20 protein-coding genes are annotated in these 19549 nt (G+C 52.5%); 5 read left to right on the top strand and 15 right to left on the bottom strand.

The genetic code is table 11. The annotated features are described in order from the left end of the window. Positions 1–34: 34 nt before the first annotated feature. From ACFQ0F_RS01250 to ACFQ0F_RS01230, 5 genes are all read right to left on the bottom strand, one after another. The gene (locus ACFQ0F_RS01250; protein ID WP_379068199.1) at positions 35–1159 is read right to left on the bottom strand and encodes a putative solute-binding protein; all 1125 of its coding nucleotides are present in this window, start codon (positions 1157–1159) and stop codon (positions 35–37) included. Then, complete coding sequence (locus ACFQ0F_RS01245) at positions 1131–2192, bottom strand: putative solute-binding protein (protein ID WP_379068196.1); 1062 nt, start codon at positions 2190–2192, stop codon at positions 1131–1133. Before ACFQ0F_RS01245 ends, ACFQ0F_RS01250 begins: the two co-directional genes overlap by 29 nt. An 83-nt stretch (positions 2193–2275) precedes the next feature. Continuing rightward, positions 2276–3247 carry an alpha/beta fold hydrolase gene (locus tag ACFQ0F_RS01240; RefSeq protein ID WP_379068193.1) on the bottom strand — a complete coding sequence of 324 codons (972 nt, stop codon included), beginning with the start codon at positions 3245–3247 and terminating at the stop codon, positions 2276–2278. Beyond that, positions 3240–4277 carry a putative solute-binding protein gene (locus tag ACFQ0F_RS01235; RefSeq protein WP_379068190.1) on the bottom strand — a complete coding sequence of 346 codons (1038 nt, stop codon included), beginning with the start codon at positions 4275–4277 and terminating at the stop codon, positions 3240–3242. The genes ACFQ0F_RS01240 and ACFQ0F_RS01235 overlap by 8 nt, the downstream gene beginning before the upstream one ends. A gap of 16 nt (positions 4278–4293) precedes the next feature. Beyond that, the gene (locus ACFQ0F_RS01230; protein ID WP_379068187.1) at positions 4294–5001 is read right to left on the bottom strand and encodes a hypothetical protein; all 708 of its coding nucleotides are present in this window, start codon (positions 4999–5001) and stop codon (positions 4294–4296) included. 193 nt (positions 5002–5194) lie between these two features. On the opposite strand from ACFQ0F_RS01230, the gene ACFQ0F_RS01225 reads away from it, so the two are divergent. After that, complete coding sequence (locus tag ACFQ0F_RS01225; RefSeq protein ID WP_379068184.1) at positions 5195–6247, top strand: helix-turn-helix transcriptional regulator; 1053 nt, start codon at positions 5195–5197, stop codon at positions 6245–6247. 42 nt (positions 6248–6289) lie between these two features. Here ACFQ0F_RS01225 and ACFQ0F_RS01220 read toward each other — a convergent pair whose 3' ends face one another. Next, a complete protein-coding gene (locus tag ACFQ0F_RS01220) occupies positions 6290–6796 on the bottom strand; it encodes a beta-lactamase hydrolase domain-containing protein (protein WP_379068181.1) in 507 nt (168 codons plus the stop codon). A gap of 198 nt (positions 6797–6994) precedes the next feature. On the opposite strand from ACFQ0F_RS01220, the gene ACFQ0F_RS01215 reads away from it, so the two are divergent. After that, complete coding sequence (locus ACFQ0F_RS01215; RefSeq protein WP_379068178.1) at positions 6995–7648, top strand: thiopurine S-methyltransferase; 654 nt, start codon at positions 6995–6997, stop codon at positions 7646–7648. Positions 7649–7667: 19 nt separating this feature from the next. On the opposite strand, the gene ACFQ0F_RS01210 is transcribed toward ACFQ0F_RS01215, so the two are convergent. From ACFQ0F_RS01210 to ACFQ0F_RS01200, 3 genes are read right to left on the bottom strand one after another with little or no spacing between them, the layout of a single operon-like run. After that, a complete protein-coding gene (locus tag ACFQ0F_RS01210) occupies positions 7668–8018 on the bottom strand; it encodes a CDGSH iron-sulfur domain-containing protein (RefSeq protein ID WP_379068175.1) in 351 nt (116 codons plus the stop codon). A 3-nt stretch (positions 8019–8021) separates the two neighbouring features. Next, a complete protein-coding gene (locus ACFQ0F_RS01205) occupies positions 8022–8807 on the bottom strand; it encodes a dienelactone hydrolase family protein (protein WP_340676285.1) in 786 nt (261 codons plus the stop codon). Between the two features lie 2 nt (positions 8808–8809). After that, positions 8810–9595, bottom strand: coding sequence for an SDR family oxidoreductase (locus ACFQ0F_RS01200; RefSeq protein ID WP_379068171.1), 786 nt, complete (start codon positions 9593–9595; stop codon positions 8810–8812). 79 nt (positions 9596–9674) lie between these two features. Here ACFQ0F_RS01200 and ACFQ0F_RS01195 point away from each other — a divergent pair, with 79 nt between their 5' ends. Next, positions 9675–10217, top strand: coding sequence for a lysozyme inhibitor LprI family protein (locus ACFQ0F_RS01195; protein WP_340676283.1), 543 nt, complete (start codon positions 9675–9677; stop codon positions 10215–10217). After that, positions 10218–10514 carry a GIY-YIG nuclease family protein gene (locus ACFQ0F_RS01190; protein ID WP_379068166.1) on the top strand — a complete coding sequence of 99 codons (297 nt, stop codon included), beginning with the start codon at positions 10218–10220 and terminating at the stop codon, positions 10512–10514. Here ACFQ0F_RS01190 and ACFQ0F_RS01185 read toward each other — a convergent pair. The 3 genes from ACFQ0F_RS01185 to ACFQ0F_RS01175 all read right to left on the bottom strand — a co-directional run bounded on the left by ACFQ0F_RS01185 (position 10453) and on the right by ACFQ0F_RS01175 (position 12335). Beyond that, the gene (locus ACFQ0F_RS01185; protein ID WP_340676282.1) at positions 10453–11085 is read right to left on the bottom strand and encodes a TetR/AcrR family transcriptional regulator; all 633 of its coding nucleotides are present in this window, start codon (positions 11083–11085) and stop codon (positions 10453–10455) included. The two genes, ACFQ0F_RS01190 and ACFQ0F_RS01185, sit on opposite strands and share 62 nt — an antisense overlap. A gap of 18 nt (positions 11086–11103) precedes the next feature. Beyond that, on the bottom strand, positions 11104–11472 hold the full coding sequence (locus ACFQ0F_RS01180) for a DoxX family protein (RefSeq protein WP_379072058.1): 369 nt from the start codon (positions 11470–11472) through the stop codon (positions 11104–11106). 89 nt (positions 11473–11561) lie between these two features. Next, positions 11562–12335: an SDR family NAD(P)-dependent oxidoreductase gene (locus tag ACFQ0F_RS01175; protein ID WP_340676280.1), complete on the bottom strand. Its 774-nt coding sequence runs from the start codon at positions 12333–12335 to the stop codon at positions 11562–11564. Between the two features lie 450 nt (positions 12336–12785). On the opposite strand from ACFQ0F_RS01175, the gene ACFQ0F_RS01170 reads away from it, so the two are divergent. Continuing rightward, on the top strand, positions 12786–14765 hold the full coding sequence (locus ACFQ0F_RS01170; protein WP_379068161.1) for a DEAD/DEAH box helicase: 1980 nt from the start codon (positions 12786–12788) through the stop codon (positions 14763–14765). Here ACFQ0F_RS01170 and ACFQ0F_RS01165 read toward each other — a convergent pair. The 3 genes from ACFQ0F_RS01165 to ACFQ0F_RS01155 form a co-directional block, all read right to left on the bottom strand. Next, entirely contained in the window at positions 14668–16041 is a 1374-nt protein-coding gene (locus ACFQ0F_RS01165) for a WS/DGAT/MGAT family O-acyltransferase (protein WP_340676278.1), read from the bottom strand. The two genes, ACFQ0F_RS01170 and ACFQ0F_RS01165, sit on opposite strands and share 98 nt — an antisense overlap. A 26-nt stretch (positions 16042–16067) precedes the next feature. Continuing rightward, positions 16068–17738 carry a hypothetical protein gene (locus ACFQ0F_RS01160; protein ID WP_379068157.1) on the bottom strand — a complete coding sequence of 557 codons (1671 nt, stop codon included), beginning with the start codon at positions 17736–17738 and terminating at the stop codon, positions 16068–16070. A 71-nt stretch (positions 17739–17809) separates the two neighbouring features. Continuing rightward, positions 17810–19435, bottom strand: coding sequence for a hypothetical protein (locus tag ACFQ0F_RS01155; protein WP_379068154.1), 1626 nt, complete (start codon positions 19433–19435; stop codon positions 17810–17812). Between the last annotated feature and the right edge of the window lie 114 nt (positions 19436–19549).

Below are 19549 nucleotides of genomic sequence, written 5' to 3'. Positions count from 1 at the left end.
GGCTTATTTGCCGATAAAGTAGGCAGTCAGTTCATCACTCGTCAAACTTACTGCATTCTGACGCTTTTGGTTGATGGGCGCAGCGCGCGCGCTTCATCAAACTCAGCATCACGGGGTCATAAACGCCCTGCTTCATTAAGTAAACTCGCGCCTCGGCCAACATTTGGTCGTAGCGGGCGCGTTCGTTGGCTGGCAGCTCCACCCAACGTGAGGCAGGAATGTCTTTTTCAGCATCGGTTAGCAGCTCAAAAAGTTTATCAAGGTACTGCAGGCCAAATTTACGCAACTCGGTTAGGCGGGCATCTAAGTCTGGAATGCGCGGCAACACCAAATCTCTGCGCACCAAAATCGCGGCAGTGGCTTGCAGCAAGGGATAGTGAATCACACCTCCCTTTTCGCCCATGCCTTTCGCTAGTTCCATCGGCTGATAGGCCAGTGCTGGTGCGGCAATGATGTCGGCCTGACCATTATTGAACTTCCCGGCGTAGGTGGTGAAGTCGGCGAGCACTGGCTGAGCGCCAAGGCCAGACACCATCTTCGCCATATTGGGCTCCCAGTCGAGCACCACAATGCGTTTGCCGGCGGCTTTGCTGAGCGAATTGATGCTGCGGTCATTAACATAAATATAGACAGCGCCAATGGGCACAACTGCAGCTACTTGGTAACGACCATTAATCGCTAATGAAGCCACGACAGGTTTAGAAAGCTGCGTCAGCAGCGTTTTCATCTCAGCATAATTACGCAGGTTGCCTGGCGCATCGATGCTGCCTAAGACATTGTTGAACTGCTTCGCGCGCAAAGTAGAAATAGCCACAACATCGCAACGGCCAGCTTTGAAATCCTCCGATGCCACGCGCTCATCGGTGTATGGGCGTATGTCGGCATATAGATTGAAAGCCTCGGCATAGACAGCGAGCTCACGGGCAATGGCCACGACTTTGCCGCCAGTGCCAAATGGATCAAATAGGCAGAAGCTGAGCTTGATTGGTTTCGGTAGCGGTGTTGGCAAGCCGAGCAAGCTTTTTGCCGGCAGCTTGGCTTTCACATCGCTAGCCTCTATGGCATGAGCAACTGGCAGCCAGGCCATCAACCCTAATAGCGCCAATGCGGGCGCAATTCGCTTCAAGGAATTATTCATCAAACAGGCTACATTCTTCATTTGCTGGCTCGTGTTTGCAGCGCACTTTGCGCAGGAGGTGCATCATGCTGGTGTCGTAAACACCATCGGCGGTCATTTTAATGCGAGCCTCACGCAACATCCGTGAATAGCGTGCTTTCTCATCGGCAGACAAGTTAATCCAGAGCTCTTCCGGCAAGTCAGCGTCAGCTTTTTTCAAGCGCTCAATAAAGGTGTCTATGAAGCGCAGGCCATAGTCGCGCAACTGCAACATACGCTCGTCGAGGTCGGGGATTTTGGGTAGCACCAAGTCGCGACGCATGAGAATGGTGCCAGTCGCTTGCAGCAACGGAAAACGGATGATGCCGCCCTCTTTGCCGATGCCGCGATACAGCTCTAGCGGATAAAACGCCATGGCCGGCGCAGCGATAATATCGACCTGACCATTGTTGAACTTGCCAGCAAACGTAGTGATATCCGAAGGTACTGGTTGTGCGCCAATGGCCGAGATCATTTTTGCCTGTGATGGGTCCCAGTCGAGCACAGCCACGCGCTTGCCAGCGGCTTTTTCGATGGAGTTAATACGTTTGTCGCGCGTCATCACGTAAAGCGCACCGATGGGCAGCACGCCAATTACTTGATAGCGACCAGTAACCGACATCGGCATAAAGTCGGGATGCGCTAGTGCTCGGATTAGCGTCTTCATTTGCGCATAGCTGCGGACATTACCAGGTGAGTCGATGCTGCCGACGATGCGATTGTATTGGCGCGCCCGCAGCGTGCTCATGCCAACGACATCGCAGCGCCCAGCTTTAAAGTCATCGCTGGCAACGCGCTCATCTTGATAGGTTTGAATATTGAGCTTAAGACCGAAAGCCAAGGCATCGACCGCCAAATCTTTTCCAGTTTGCGCCAATGGCCCGTTGGCGCCACTGGGATCAAATAAACATACCTTCAGCTCCACTGCGGGCTTTAAGGGTGCGAGCTTTGCTGGGGCGGCGCTGACGTTCCACGCCACGCTACTGAGAGCGATGCCTGGTGCGAGTATTAGCGCCGCTCGAAGAAATCGATGCATTGTGTTGCCTCATTTTTTATTATTAATTTTGACTATTACGCCAAACGCATCAGCACTTTAATCTGACGGCGGTACCGCTGCATCTATACCGCTATATTTCGCCAAAACCGCCGCAGCAAGCGCGCGGTAACACGTGGCGCCTCTACCATTGGCAAATGCCCAATACCTGCCAAGCGTCGCTGCCGCGCATGTGGAATAAGCTGCTGAAAGGTGTCGGCACAAGATACATGCAGTACCGCATCATCAACGCCCCATAAAATAAAAGCCGGCCCAGTAATATCGATAAACGTAGGCAAGGCTGAGTCAGGCACATTTGCCATCAGTTGGCGAAATAAGTGCTCATTAACATGACGTCGAGAGATCAAGTCCCAAGCGGCAGCAGGTGCGATAGCTGCGGCAAGAAGATGATTAGACATGACCGTAGCTAGCAGGCGGTAAGCACCCAACATATTATGAGCGATCAGGCCATTTCGACCTTCCGATAAGCCTTGCTCAAATGGCGTGTGCTCACTACCGGCAACACCTGCGGCATTCATCAGTACAACCGAACGCACTAAATGTGGATAGCGTGCACTGAGCAAGCCGGCAATGCCTCCGCCCATTGAGCTACCAACCACATGCGCTGGCGCTAATTTACGACTTGCTAGCCAGTCGGCCAATCGCCGAACTTGATCATCCATGCCATAGGATTTATCAGCACAAAACTCGCTCTCGCCCCAACCTGGCAAATCCACTACGAATAGATGAAAGCGCTTAGAAATAAACGGCAGCAGAGGCAGCCAATTTTCTTTGCTAGCGCCAAAACCATGCACTAGCACCACAGGCTCCGCACCGCGGCGCCCACCCTCGACCCAGACCATGCGCTGGCCTTCGACTTTGGCATGACGTCTAAGCAGGCCTGTAACTGGCGCGTGCAAACGATTCAGCCAAGGCATAACGCTGCGTGACCGCCAAGCTCTTACTTTTGCAGCATTTGGCGGCGCCGCTAAAGCTAAGTATTGCGGGCCAATTTGTTCAATGAACTCTAGCTCAAGAGCGGTAGCTGGCTTACTCATCTTTTAATGCACACTCCGCTGCCTGACCTTGGCCACAACGCACGCGCTTGAGTAGCTTCATCATGCGCGGGTCATAGTCACCTTCCTGGGTCATTTGAATGCGAGCCTGACGCATCAACTCGACATATTTTGTCTTTTCATTTGCCGGTAAATCCAGCCAATACTTCTCTGGAATACCCTTTTCCTCACGCTCAACATAGTCGAAGGCTTTATCGATTTGTGTATAGACAAACTCACGCAATTTTTGCCCAACATTTGGAGGAAAACGATCGTGGCGAATAATTATTGCAGCGCTCAACATGACGAGTGGGAAGCGATAGATCGCACCTTTTTCACCAAGGCCGCGATAAATCTCTAAGGGCATGTATGCCACTGCTGGCGCAGCGATAATATCGACCTGACCGTTATTAAATTTGCCAACAAAGTTGATGATGTCCGATGCCACAGGTTGAGCACCCATGCGCTGCACCATTTTCGCTTGCGACTTATCCCACTCCATCACTGCTACACGCTTACCTGCAGCCTTTTCAATGGAGTTGATAGCGCGATCACGCACCATGACATAGGCAGCACCCAAGGGAATCACGCCTACGACTTCAAACTGACCTTCGCGCATTAGCGGTGCCAAGCTCGGCGATGTTAGCGTTGCCAAAGCTTTACGCATTGCGGCATCGTTTGGAATAGCGCCAACAGCATCGAGGCTGCCGACAAATTTATTGAATTGCTTTGCGCGCAAAGTAGTCACGGCAGCCGCATCGCACTGCCCTGCCTTCAAGTCTTCGGCAGCCACACGCTCATCGGTATAGGCTTTGATATCAGCATTAATGCCCCACTTTTTCGCTTCCAGCATATAGTCTTTGGCGTAACTAACAGCTGGGCCATTGGCGCCCACAGGGTCAAAAATACAGATAGTAACCACGCGATCTTTCATCGCTTTCAGTGCTAACGCCTGCTCGTCGGTGGGCGGTGGTAGCGCATAAGCTGAAGTCGCGACAGCGAGAGCTAATGCAGCAGTTATTTTTCTTATCATTGTCATAATCTCAGGACTATTGCACGGGGTGTAAATCGAAAAAATGATGCTCTAGGTGATCTAAAAACACCGAGACATGCTCAGGTGGAATCATCTCGCCGAGCGTGCGAAGTTGGCGAAATGCCAACCCTTTTATCATATAAATGGCACCGTCTAGACCTTTATTCACCACCAAGTTGAAGCGCATCAGGTGCTTTGGCTCATAGACAAAGTCGACCAAGACAGCGTCGATGATGTCTATCAGAACCTCAATGCCGGCGGCGACATCCGTGGACTCACCCGAGCGAAGAGCATTGATAGTTTTACGGCCGCGCGCCGCCAACTCTGGTGCTAGGCCGACCGCCAAATAGGCTTGCTCGGGGCGGCTGGCGCTCAAGTGCCGCATCATCTCTAGATAATTTTTTACCACCACGGCCATGCGCTCATTAGAGAGAAAACGCGTGAGCCATTGCAGGTAGTGCAAAACTTTTTCTTGAATATCATCAATGATATTCAGCGCCGTCTTATAGTTTTTATGCGTTGGATACGCCGCGTATAAATCGCGCAATAGCTGCGAGAGGAATTGATCCACCAGCGCATTAATGGCTAAGGCCATGGTTTCCGCGGCAGGCTTGGCTTGTGACTCACGTACGCCTGCACTCAGCGCGGCATCAATGCGTCGCGTGCGTTCGGGGATTTCTGCCGACAATGGCAAACAAACATAAGGCAAGCTCAATTCAGCCATTGTAGATTCCTATTTGAAGATTTTTCCGGGCTAAGCGACCGAGGCAGACATCAAGGTAGCAAGCAGCAAGCCCGTATTATCCTGAGCTTCTGATTTTGTCTCGCTACTTAATGAGACACTGCAGACTGTGACTTGAGTTCGCACTTAACAACAGGGTATGTTCAGACAACTTTTTGTCATTAGCAGACGTCTTATGCTTGCCACACCGCCGCACAACGCTATCGCTGTCGTCGGCCAGTACCTAGTATTTTTGATCGATTTTATGGCGCCGCGTGACCTCAGCGCCGAGGTACTGCTCGCACACACCGGGCTTAATGAGGCGAGTCTGCGCGAGCATCCTGAACAGCCGATAGCGCTCTCTACGCTACTCGAGCTCATGCGCAATTTACATACACTAGACCCGTCGCCGACTCTGTCGCTGGAGTTTGGCCTGAGCATGCAGCTGAGCAATCACGGCTTTTTAGGTTATGCCTTACAGGCCAGCCCAACTTTGGGCGACGCACTACGGCTCGCGCATGACTTTGCGGAGGTGCGCTCACAAATTATTTCGTTTAATTTCCATGAAAGCGGTAGCAGTGCCAGCATTCGCATCGATGATAATGGCGCGATGGGTGACTGCTATCGGTATATTGTCGAGGTCATGATGGCCTGCTTTTTTAGCATTGGCACCAAGCTCTTAGGCCGATTGCAGCTCGACCAGGTTCAGCTCAACTTGGCCATAGAGGAGCAGTCACAGCACCGTATTCTCAAACAGATGTTTGCCGCAAATCTGCACTTTCAATGCTCAACGACCAAGGTCACCTTCCCCTCAAGCTGGCTCTCTGCACGCTTGCCGCAGTCAGACCCACAACTGGCCGCCTTGGCCGCCTCCCGCTGCCGCGATGAACTGCAACAGGCACAACGATATGCCGACCAAAGCACGCTGCCACAAACTGATTTCATAGCTAAAGTATTGAATTTACTTGAGCGCGAGATGGCATCGAGTAATGCCCAAGAAGTTATTGCCGCGGCACTGCACATCACGCCGCGCACGCTGCACCGCCGCCTCGCGCAACACGGCCTGCAATTTAAAGCACTGCTCGATGAGCTTCGCCATAAAGCTGCGCTAGAACAATTGCGTCTTCAGCGCGACTCGCTTGCTAATATTGCTTTGGCACTGGGTTATAGCGATCAGGCCAATTTTGTGCGTGCCTTTAAGCGCTGGACAGGGCAAACGCCGAGTCAATTTTTGCGCGGCATAAGCTAGCGAGCTACGACACGATAATGACGAAAACTCACCCCGCAAGTACTAGCGCAGCAACTTGCGCACTGGCGCTTCAAGGCTTGTCATCCCAGCCTCTTGGCCAATGATAATAGCCTCCTCGGCGCTGGCGCCATGCAGCCAGTTTGCCCGTAGCGCCAGCAATGCACCGACACGATTGCCACTAGCGCAATGCACCAGCACTTTTTCATCGGCATGCTCGGCTAAGGCTCTGTCTAGCGCCAACACATTGGCTTCAGTTAAATCCGCAGCGCTCGCCACCGGAATCGATACATAACTCAGGCCGGCCTTTTCCACCGCCGCACGCTCATCGAGCACGGTCTGCTCACCATCGGGCAATAAGCTGATAACCACCTGCACGCCGTCGGCCTTGAGCGCATCGATCTGTGCCTGCGAATGCACATAACCCGACACCGCCAATGTCTCACTAACAGCGTGATAACCCGCCGGCAATGAACTGGCTACGGCAATGGCTGAGGCCATGCCAAAACTCACCATCCAACCCACGGTGTGTAACGCTTTGCGATAACTCATAGCGGCTCCGGTATGTGCTTACAGGCCAGTCGATAAAAGCTGGCGTTATAAATGGCGTTAACTTTTATCCACGCATTGCAGTCCGGCTCGTTGACACGCGACCTCGCTCTATTAGCGTCTACCATAGCGGCGCGTTAACCTTGCGCCAACGCGTAAGCTTTACCAACTAGCATTAAATATCAAAATAGGAAGGTAATAATGGACGCTGAATTTTGGCATGAGCGCTGGCGTAAACAGGAAATCGGCTTTCACCGCGAGCAAGTGCATCCACAGCTCGCCGCGCATTTTCATCAGCTCAACGACACTGCCCGCCAGCGCGTGTTTGTGCCACTTTGCGGAAAATCGGTGGATATGATTTGGCTATGCCAACAAGGTGCAGAAGTCGTTGGCAGTGAGTTGTCTGCGCTGGCCATTGAAGCATTTGCGCAAGAAAATGCGTTGGAGTTGTCGCCGACTAAAGCCGAAAAGCACACGCTCTACGCACAACCCGGCTTGAGCTTATGGCAAGGTGATTTTTTTACCCTCACACCAGAGCAAATTCAGTGCACTGGCTTTTATGACCGCGCCGCATTGGTGGCCTTGCCGCCCAGCATGCGCGAGGCCTATGTGGCGCAGTTGGAGCGCGTCTTAGCGCCCAATGCCAGTGGCCTAATCATCACCTTTGAATACGATAGCGCGGAGATGTCGGGGCCGCCGTTCCCTATTTCTGCTGATGAGATTCAGAGCTTGTTCGCTGCGAACTGGCATATCGAGCGCTTATCTTTTCAAGATATTTTGGCTGAGCACCCCGGCATGCAGGCGCGTGGCCTCACGTCATTGCAAGAGTCGGTGTGGCGGTTAACTCGACGCTAGGTGCCAAGCGAACAATGCCTCAGCTTGGCGGCACTAGGCGGTGATGACTGGCATCACAATACGGTGGTGTCCGCGTTTGCTTGCAAGTGCAGAGCCAATAGTGCTGCGCGCGCTTCGGGCTAAAGAGCAATGGCCCCTCGCCCGATCCATGACTGCCATCACACCACACGCCATTGGCCGATAGCCCGCAGCGACACCATGCGTAACGCTGGCTTGGCGACAGCGCTATGACATCTGGCCAAATGCAGGCCACGAGTGGGCCTTTGGCGATGACTAGCTCAGCTTTGGTGAGCTGCACGACTGCCGATTTTAAGCGCGCCTCAAGTGCTTGCTGGCGACTATTGCGCCAACGCTGCCATGGCCAAAGCATGAGCTAGCGCAACTGCTCAGCTAAAAAGGCCAAAGTGCGATCCAGTGCCGCTCGTGTCGGCTCGCCAACCTCATCGATTAAATGTGTGGTGAGCACGCTGTGGGCTGGTGTGCCGGCATTAGGGTTGGCATGGCAGGCATCGATTTCGCGGCACTCAAACGCTGGCCCAAATTCATCACGTAGACGCTCAAAACGCTCGCCTCTACAAAGAAAATCTTGCTTGAAGCGTAAGCCCAAAATGCGCGCGCCGTGGTTGTTAATTTTGTCATGTGCAGCAGCAATCTCATCCCGCGATGCATGCAAACCACTGCGCTGCGCTTTAGTCGCACCCACGGGCAAAGATGGTTGCGACAACACCGGCGCAATCACCGGCGCATCGAGCATCATGGCCAAGCCAAAGTTGCCGGTTAGGCACATGCCAACCACGCCGACACCAGGACCGCCACACTGCTCATGGGCATGACGCGCTAAAGCACGCAACCAGTCCACAACAGGGCTAGATTTATTCGCCGAGAGCACACGAAATTCGCGGCTGATACAAATTTTCGCTAGAGACTCAGCGGCATAAGGATAGGTCAGCGGCTTCATCGGTTCGCCAAACAGTTGCGGCATAAACACGCTAAAACCTGCGTCGGCGACACGCTCAGCGAAAGTCGCTACTTGCGGCGTAATGCCCGGGATTTCACTTAACACCACCACTGCAGGGCCTGTACCGCGACAAAAAACCTCACGCGATACGCCGTGAAAATGTAGGCGCTCGGTGCGGAAGCCATCGATATGTGTGCTCATGATCAGCCGCCGATTAAGGCGCTAACGCCGCCATCGACTGGTAAAATCTGGCCCGTAATATGACGCCCAGCGGCACTGGCAAACAGCAGCGTGGCGCCCTTCAAATCATCATCGCCACCAACGCGCTGTAGCGGCGTGGTTTTCGCGATGCTATCGACGCCAACCGTGTCCATTAGCACTTGCGACATCTTGCTCGGGAAAAATCCAGGCGCGATGGCGTTCACCGTGATGCCGTAATGACCCCACTCGCAGGCCAGTGCGCGCGTGAAGTTAACCACAGCTCCTTTGCTAGTGTTATAGGCAATGGTTTGCATCCATGCCGGATTACCACCGAGACCAGCAATTGATGCCAAGTTAATAATACGGCCGCGTTTGCGAGGAATCATCGAGGCATTGGCCACAGCCTGCGCGAGTAAAAAGTAGCCACGCACATTGAGGTTCATGACTTTATCCCACGCCTCCAATGGATGCGTTTCCGCTGGCGCACCCCAGCTCGCGCCGGCGTTATTGACCAAAATATCAACGCCACCCATCAAGCGCTGAGCCTCAGCAGCTAGGTGGGCAATATGCTCAGGGTTACTCGCGTCGGCGGCGACCGTATGCACACTAATACCCAGCGCGGTCAGATGCGCTTTAGCATTGGCAAGCTCATCGGCCTTACGTGCCGTAATCAGCACAGTCGCACCCGCCTCACCCAAGGCTTCAGCCATTTGTAAGCCAAGGCCACGCGAGCCGCCAGTAACTAAAGCCGTTTGGCCGCTCAAAGAAAACAATTCGGCTGGTTTCACTGCACACCTCGCATGGGTTTTAGGTTTGGGCTATCTTACGCACAACTGGGAAGCGCGCGCCATGCCCGCAGGAATCGCTATGAGTTGGTTGACTAAACTATTTGCTCCACCGCTAGCACTTGCCGCTGTAACGGCATTTTTTATGGCCGCGCAAACACCTCATCCAGCGAAAGAAGTAACTGCTACTGCAGATGCAGCGCCTGAGATCATTGTCCAAAAACCAACAAAAGCAGCTAAACCTGCAACGCCGCCAGCCAAAGGTTTAATCAGCGATTGGCGTCCCGATGTTGATCAGGCGATAGATCAGCTCGAGACTTGGCTGAGTGAAGAGCATCCTCAGCAAGAGCTGAATTACAGCATGGCAAACTTGGCTGCATTGTATGACACCAAGCTATATCTAGTATTTATCGACTACTTGGCCAGCCTTGACCCATCACTTGGCCAACAGGCGCTGCAAGAGCAGCAAGCGTGGCTACAACTGCGCACAGAACGCACCGCGACCGCGCGCTTAACCAATGGCGAAGGCTCATTAGCCAGCTACAACGCCAGCGAAACCTATATCTCCATCACCCATGGGCGCATTGATACGCTAACTGCGCAGATGCAAAAGCCGGCGCAGTAAATGACGTGGTCAGTCTATGTTTTGCAGTGTGCGGGCGATCGCTTGTACACCGGCATTAGCACCGATGTGGTGAGAAGATTTAAACAGCATATGCAAAAGTCTGGCGCGAAGTTTACGCAAGCGTACCCACCTATAGCCATATTAGGCGAGCTTGAATGTGCCTCACGTAGTGATGCGTTGAAGTTGGAATATCAGATTAAGCAGCTCACGCCTGAGGCTAAGCGTGCTTTAGCGCTTAGCTGGCCGCCAACTCATCAGGCAGAGTCTGAAGCAAATAACCCACACATGCATGGATAGCCTGCTCCATGATTGCTTCGCTGATTTCACCGTCTCGATAATAGCCAAACTTCATGATTGCAAAGGCAATTTCGACCAACATGGTGGCGCTATCGGGCTCTTCGGGAATATTGATCGCAGGCTCTAGTGTTTTGAAAATTGCTCGCATTTCCGAGCCAATACTTTCAATAGTCACCTCTTGCGCAAGATACGATTCGCGGCTCGTTGGGCCGCCTAAAATTAAAATGCCTGCCACTGGGTTTTGATTGTAATACACGGATGTTGCACGAATTAAAATAGGCGCCGCTTCTCGCCAGTGCATACCAGCAAAACTAGGTGCTGCACTCTGCACAAGCTCCAAAACTTGGCATAAATGCTGCTCAGCGATAGCATTGAAAAGCTGATATTTATTGGCAAAAAACTGATACAGGCTCGCGCGAGGAACACCAGAAGCCTCTGCAACATCGGGAATAGAGACCTCTTCCGGTCCACGCTCTATCAGCAGTACTTCTGCAGCAGCAATGGCTCTTGCCACGCGCTCTTGCGTGCGCAACTGCGCAGGTCGACGGTGCCGCAGGGCGCTAACTTCCATGCTTTTCTCCAGCAAAAATCAGTGACGGTCTAGCGCAGGAGCACCAGCGCCGGTACGTACAAATGCTAACAAACCGCCGGCCATGGCCAAGTTTTTCATCAACAAAATTTGATTCGCCTGCTCACCATTGCCGTGAAAAAGCAGGCCTGAAATGACACAAAATCCTGCCAAACCGGCAGCGGTCAGTCGTGTTTGCCAGCCAAATAGCAGTGCTAAACCACCACCCAGCTCTAAGGCAATAACCGCTGGCAAAAAGCTCGGATTAACACCCATAGCTGCCATATATGCTTCAGTGCCAGAAAATCCTTCAATCTTGCTATAGCCAGCACTAATGAAAATAAAGGCCATTAGCGCTCTAGCCATAACAGCTAAAACGCTATTGAACATGGGCTTTTCAGTTAAGTACGCTACACGATCGGCGATAGTGTGTGACCACGAAAACATAGCTAACTCCAAATGTGACGCAGGCGCTAAGTCTAGCGCTTAAAGCCAATACTGTGCGCGGAGATGATATTAACTAAAAATCGCGGCGCCAAACGCACAGAGAACGCGAGAATTTTGGTTAATAGTCGATGTACTGAGACACCACGCTTAGCTTTCAAGGAGGCATAGGCATAATCTGCCAAGCTCTCAAGCGACGACAGCATAGGCCAACGAAAGGCGGCCGAACCAACTGCATTGGCTGCGGTAGCAAAACCAGTATCGGTTGGGCCTGGGCAGAGCGTAGTCACCTGCACATTATGACCTTTCAGCTCATAATTAAGCGCATCTGAAAAACTTAAAACATAAGCCTTTGAAGCGTAGTACACGGCAGCGCCAGGGCCAGGCATAAAGCCAGCAACAGAAGCGACGTTAAGAATTTGGCCGCCGCCCTGCGCCACCATGCGACGCCCCATGGCGTGTGCCAAGGAGGTCAATGCCGCGACATTGAGCTGCACCATTTGGTTTATGCGCTTTATATCAGCATCAATAAAAGTGCCAAACTCACCAAAACCGGCGTTGTTAATCAGCATGTCGACACGCTGATCACCGAGCTTTTGCATCAGCTCATCTGCTGCACCTTCATAGCCAAGATCTTGGCCAATCACGCCGGCTTTGATGCCATGGCGATCACTCAGTTCGGTAGCAATGGCCTGCAGTTTATCGACGCTACGAGCAACCAAAATTAAATCTGTGCCATCAGCTGCCAAACGACGCGCTAGTTCTAAGCCGATGCCATTGGACGCGCCGGTAATTAATGCTGTTGCCATTTTCACTCTCCCTGAATGGATATAACGCAATACCTTGAAGTTACCTTAGTTTTGTTTCACTCATGACGACTAACCGCTAAAGCAACGAGAATAGCGACTAAACGCATCAGCACTACGCAACTGGTACAATTGTACCTATAAAATCACGCGCCATGATTACCGCTTATCGGGTTTTTAGAGCCTCTGACGCCCATTTATCTTGACGAAGCCTCGTTCACGCCGAAGAAATTCAAAACAACACTGGCTTTAATGCATAAAGCTGCGTATCATTTGCGCCGCCGCAGTAGCGGTTGCTCGTACCTGCCTCTTTTCGTGCTGTTTCGGGGTCACTTCCCTGGCTCGCAGCCGTCCCGGTCTGGTTGGTAACGACATATAGCCAGCCTCCGCCGATTCTCGCCGGACCGCTGCCGTCCACATAATACCGCGGGCTACCCGCGAGGATAAATTGAAGTGTCCCTAACTTTTGCTGCTTTAAAGCTGCATGATGCGCTATTGGCCGCGCTGAATGAAGCCGGTTATACCGAACCCACTCCTGTGCAAGCACAGGCTATTCCCATCGCCCTAGAAGGCAAAGATCTGATGGCCTCTGCCCAAACCGGCACAGGCAAGACTGCGGCATTTATTCTGCCCGCTCTGCATCGCATCACTAAAACTCCAGGCGGCCCAGGTAAAGGCCCACGTATTTTGGTGTTAACACCAACACGTGAATTGGCTCGCCAAGTCGAAAGCGCTGCCCGTGTATACGGTGCTCGTCTGCGTATTCGTACTGCCAGCATCTTGGGCGGCATGAACTACCAACAACAAGCGCGCCAATTACAGCGCCCTGTTGATGTCATGGTTGCTACACCAGGTCGCCTACTTGATCTGATGAATCGCGGCACCATCACGCTTGATCGCGTTGAAGTCTTAGTGTTAGACGAAGCCGATCGCATGCTCGACTTAGGCTTTATCGATGATGTCGAACTGATCGCTGAACAAGCGCCAGCTGAACGTCAAACCTTGCTGTTTTCCGCAACACTGGAAAATCGCATTGCCACGCTAGCCGCTCGCGTTATGCGCGACCCAGAACGTCTACAAATCAGCTCGCAAACTGCTAAGCACGAAAACATCGAGCAATCGCTGTATTTCTGCGATGACATGGCGCACAAAAAAGCCATTCTGTTGAAGCTGCTAGCCGACCCATCCGTAAACCAATCAGTCGTGTTTACGGCGACTCGTCGCGATGCGGAAGAGCTTTCGATTGAACTCGCCAACTTTGGCATTCAGTCTGCTGCTCTGCATGGCGACATGAAACAGCCTGCACGTAACCGCACGCTGCGCGCGCTTAAAGATGGCGGCGTACGCTGCTTGGTCGCCACCGATGTCGCCGCTCGCGGTATCGACGTTGTTGGCATCACCCACGTGTTCAACTTTGACCTACCCATGGTCTTAGAAGATTATGTGCACCGTATCGGCCGTACTGGCCGCGCCGGTCGCTCAGGTACAGCCATTAGCTTGGTTAACCGTCGTGACCGCGGCAAGCTTCAGCGTTTGGCCGCCTACACAGGCAACGCCATTCCTGAAATGACTATTCCTGGCATGGAACCACGTCCAGCTCCGAAATATCGTGACAACGGTGGCAGTGGCGCTGGTCGTCCAGCCGGTCGCGGCGCACCTCGTCGTGATGGCGGCGGTGGCGGTCGTGATTTTAATCGTGGCTCTAGCAATGACCGTCCTGCTTATAGCAACGATCGTCCAGCTCGCAGCGGTGAAGGTTTCGCGCCTCGCTCTAACGACCGTCCACGTGGCGATCGTCCGGCCTATAGCAACGACCGTCCTGCTCGTAGCAATGACCGTCCTAGCTTCAGCAATGATCGCCCAGCCTATGGCCAAGGCCGTCCTGCTTATAGCAATGACCGTCCTGCTCGTAGCGGTGAAGGTTTTGCGCCTCGCGCTAACGACCGTCCACGTGGCGATCGTCCGGCCTACAACAATGACCGTCCTGCTTACAGCAACGATCGTCCAGCTCGCAGCGGCGAAGGTTTTGCGCCACGTGCTGACCGTCCAGCCTATAGCAATGATCGTCCGCGCACTGACCGTGGTGGTTACCGCGACCGTGCTGCTGCTCCAGCAGGTGGCGCTCCGCGCCGCGAAGGTGGTGATGCCGAGTCAATCGGCAACCGCGCCGGTGTAGCCACGCACGAACGCTCAGCATTTGATCGCAAAGCACTGCGTACTGACCGTCCGGCATTCAGCCGCGGTGGTGAGCGTCGTCCAGCCGGTGGTGATTTCCGCGCCCGCTCGGCCTCAGATGCACCACGCCGCAGCTACAACGACAGCCCAGCCGATGGCGCTAACGCAAGCCGCCCGCAACCTCAAGTTCGTGTAATCCGTTCTCGAGATAGTCGAGTAGGCGCTGCATCGACGGCAGGGTTCGACGACAAGCAGTAAGACCGAACTCTAACGAGTCTACATAGCTCGTTAGAGTGATGTTTAGTGCCACCTGATCGACCGGTATAGATACTGGATACTGGCCGGTCAGGCGCGCACCATTCCAATACAGTGGCTGTTTCGGCCCCGGCACATTGGAAATAATCACGTTAAACGCGCGCAGGCCAGAGGCCAGCCCGGTGGCTAAATTGATGCCCGCCGGCGCCATCATCAGCGCGGTATAGTTCAGAATCTCTGCTGGACTCATCTGTTTATAACGATTCTTCGACTCTTTCACTGATGCCATCACGCGCTCTAAACGCAGCGTCGGATCGGCAACTTCTGTACCTAAATTCGCTAGAATCATCGCGATTTGGTTACCCTCAGTACTATCATCACGACGCAAAGACACCGGCACCATAGCAACCAAAGGCTTATTGGGTAAGGCTTGCTGGCTGATCAAATAATTGCGCAGCGCACTGCCGCAGACCGCCAACACCACATCATTGAGCGTGCAACCAAAAGTGCTGGCCACGGCCTTGAAGCGTGCCATAGGCCAACTTTGTGCGGCGAAACGACGGCTGCCAGTAATTTTGCTATTGATGATGCTCGGTGGTGCTTGGAAAAATGACACGAAATTGGGATCGCGCGTGGACTTGCGTGAGACTTTCGCTATTTCACCTAATACTGCCGGCATTGTGGCTAGCTGCTTGCTCATGGTCGCTGTAAAGCGTGCCATACCTGTGGCCATTTCCACTGGGTTGCGTAATAAACCAGGCGCTTTTTTGCGTGGTTCCATGGCCCAAATAGGTGGCAAATCACGCATATCGCAATCTTCGCTTAAGGCTCGTGAGCCCATACGCATGGCGGCGATGCCGTCGAATAAAGAGTGATGCACCTTGGTGTAAAGTGCGAAACGTCGACCTTGGACGCCCTCAATTAAGTGCACTTCCCAAAGTGGCCGCTCACGGTCCATCAAGTTGCTATGTGCAGCTGACACATATGACAACAGTTCACGAATGCGCCCAGGTTTGGGTAGCGCGCGATGACGAAAATGATGTTCTAGGTCGAACTGTTTATCGGTTTCCCAGAAGTACTGACCAAATCGCGTCACTAAGCGCTTATTAAACGGCGATGCTGGCTCGGTAAAGCTGCGCAAATGCTCGACTAAGTCCCGAATGTAGCGCGGACCAGCATCTTCTGGAAAATCAAACAGTTGCAATCCAGCAACATGCATAGGTTGCTGGCGTTTTTCCATCCACAAAAATAACTGATCTGCTGGTGATAAAGCTTTCATGTGCGCCATCCATCAAAAAATTAAAACTAATTAAGTAATTCACCTAGGCCGGAAGTAATGAGCTGGCCCGCGCTACCTAAGAGCTGCCATGAAATAGCAGGTAAGACTCCAATCGCGCTGGCCGGCAACTCAACATAATACGGACCGTTGGCGCTGACTAGTGGCATATCAGCTATGAGTGGTCGCTGCAGAGCAAGCTCATGCTGGCCATCGGCAGCGCTCATACGCAGCTGCATAGCTGTTGCCTCCATGCTAGAAGGCGCGGTGTATACAGCTCGCACTGCCCACTGCCCATCGAAACCGGTTATTTTTAGCCAACGCTTGCTAGCGGTTTCGCGTGCACCCACTTGGCGACTTGATGCGCCAGCCGAACGATAAACTGCACCAGCGCGATAGCCCAAGTCAGACGGCCACTCTTTTTGGCAGTACGACATTAAATCGCCAAACTGAAGTGCTCCTGCAGAGTTACGCTGGCTAGCGCTAAAGTAGAAGTCACGGGCACTATCGTAGCCAGCACCATTGCTGCCAATACGGCCATCACCATAACTTTTGCCATCCCTGCTGCCACTAGTACCGCAGGCGGCGTGATTAAGGTTTAGTAAATGGCCATATTCATGCGCGACAGTAACGGCTCTAAAGTTCAGCCAATGTAATGCTGCATAAGGAGAGCTAATGCTTGGATCATCGCTGGCACTAACCGACTGCGCCATCATACTTTTGCCACCCACATAGGCAACACCGACAATTTCACCGGAGCCACCTAAGCTGCTACTGGAAAATCTTACATTGTCAGGAAATACGCCCAGACATTTTGGCGATGAACGAGCGCTGGTTTGAGGACCATTCAGCCGATCACATTCGGCATCAACCTCATCAAGTGCACGACCTAACTGCGTGGAGTTAAATTCACCTGGCGTGCCTGAAAAGATTAAAAAGCCATTATTGTCTGTGAATGCCTCTGGCGAGATCTCATTTTCCGTAATCACTCGCACGGAAGAAATGCCCGCCGTACGCTCGATAATCGATTTAATCGCACTCGGCGTGGCATAACCCACTTGTTCTTTATATCTCAGCGGGATGATGCGAATTGTTTCATCTACACCAATAGCTACATCTGGCCTCATCACGCGAATGGTTCGAGCAGCCTCAGCGCTACTTCGGCCTTGGTTGTCATCTACAGCAACAGTGATTGTCAGGCCGGACTGCACGAGCGATGCCGGTAAATCTACGATAAAGGCTTTATCTAAGCGCGTGTTATCGACTTGACTTGGCAGCTCGTTAGGGCCGTTAAGCAGGAAAGTTTGGCAGGTACGAGTGCTAGGGCTATATACGTGAGCAGTGCGGCTAGTTGGCGCCAGCGTGCCCGCATTGGCTAATATATCGACTCGTAGTCTCAGCGGTTTATTACTAACCAATAATGCATTGCTGTTCGTTGCATCTTGCTCAACTACCTGCAAATAGCGCACGGAGTCGATGCGCAAATTATCATTGCGCGCCTCAGCAATAGTTTGACTAACTCGACACTCACCTGAACGAATTTGCGTTGGATTTGACGGGGATTGATTCGTAGATGAGGGGTTGCCGGGAGAGGACGATATTAACTCGGTATCAGCTACTCTATCGCTACTGCCACCACCGCCGCATGCTGCTAACGATAGGAGGCAAAGGCAAATTAGGCTGAGTTGATGGCTGCGCATGAGGTATCTCGCTTGAATTATTATTCTTCAAACAGGATACCTCATAAGCTAATTTATCGTTTAACTATTGCTCACAACACGTCTGCTGACCAGCTCGCTAACTGCACATTGCTAGACTCTAGGCTCAATGCCGACACATCTCGATCGCCTAAGTTGATGAAGAATGGGCCATAGTTTCCAGTTTCATGATGCTCAGAGACTACTGCTGAGCTTAGTGCCAACGCCTCCTGACCTTTTTCACTACTGACACGCAAGGTCAGCGTGCTAGGCACTAAGGTGTTAGGAGCAAAGCTGCTACGACGCACTTTCCAACCCGATGCCCCTAAGGAGATTTTTAACCATTGGCTGGGTTCATTGATGCTACGAGCGGCAATATTTGCACTGCCCGCACGATAAGCCATGGCCGCCAAATAGCCACGATCCGACATCCACTCCTTACCGCAATATGACATTACATCAGCGAACTCAGTCGTGCCGATACTGGAAAAATATGAGCCACGAACAGCGTCATAACCGGCGCCGCCCGCTAAGCCGCCATCATCATATAGACGTGGATCTAAGCCTGTTGCTCCGCCACATGCGGCATGATCAAGATCCATTACATGGCCAAATTCATGTGCCAATGTCATGGCATTAAAATTGATCCAATGACTAGACTGATAAGGACTGCTCACTGAGAAATTGTCTACTGCCGTGACAGATCTAGCCAACATTGTCGTACCACCAACATAGGCAAGGCCAACCACTTGGCCAGCACCGCTGTCAGCAGAAAAAATCAAATTACTAGGAAGTACACCAATGCATTTTGGCGCTGTCCGCGCACTCCATTGACTGCCATTTAACTCCGCACAACGATCATCAAGCGTGTCGAGTAAGTTTTGCATTTGACCAATAGTGCCATACAGCAAGCTACCAACGAGATTGAGGACGCTTGACAGCAAGCCACCTACATCTAAGACAGGCGCATACACAACATTGACTTGGCTTACTGGATACATACGCTCAATTAAACTGGCGATATCTTCCGCACTACTAACTCCACCGGTTATTCCGGACAGTCGTATAGGGATGATGCGGATGGTCTCCGTAATAGCAGGGGCAACTCGGGGCTGCAAAACACGATACGTTGCGTCTGCCTCACTTTCGCTACGCCCAACATTGTCATCAAGCCAAAGCGACACGCTCATGCCTGGCTGTACTAACTCTGCGGGAATGTCGGCCGTAAAAGCCGTTGTTAGACTATGCTCATTAACACTACTGGGCACTCGACTTGGCGCGTTCACTGGTATCGATACACAGCCTGATGTGGCTGCGTTATAAACTTTCACACTACGTATCACTGGTGCCAATGGCGAGTTGTTGGCTAGCACATCAATGCGCATTTTTACCGCTTTAGCGCCCGCTAAACGGCTCTCAACATCACTGCTATCTTGCTGAACTGACTGCAACCAACTGACTCTGCTGATCCGAAGATTATCGTTACGTGCGGCACCAATTTTTTGCGTGAAACTGCAGTCGGCCGACACTTGGCGCTGACCGGAACTTGTGGGTGCAACGACAACAGGCGTTGTTGGACTCGAGTCAGAGGTAGTTGTGCTCGCACCGCCACCGCCACCGCCACCGCCACCGCCACCGCAAGCAGCTAATGCAGCAGATAACGCTAGGACAGTAAACATACCTTTATTTGACTTATTCATAGTCTGGCTCGCACCTTAATCAGTGATAACACTGTAGGCTGCGATAACTAACTAGACAGTCGACTACTTGTTAAAACTGTAGCGTTTCCAATACTTATTGTTACCTCTGTGTAA

This window comes from Paraperlucidibaca wandonensis, assembly GCF_042677145.1.
GTDB lineage: Bacteria > Pseudomonadota > Gammaproteobacteria > Pseudomonadales > Moraxellaceae > Perlucidibaca > Perlucidibaca wandonensis.
This window is presented reverse-complemented; position numbering and strand designations above follow the sequence as displayed.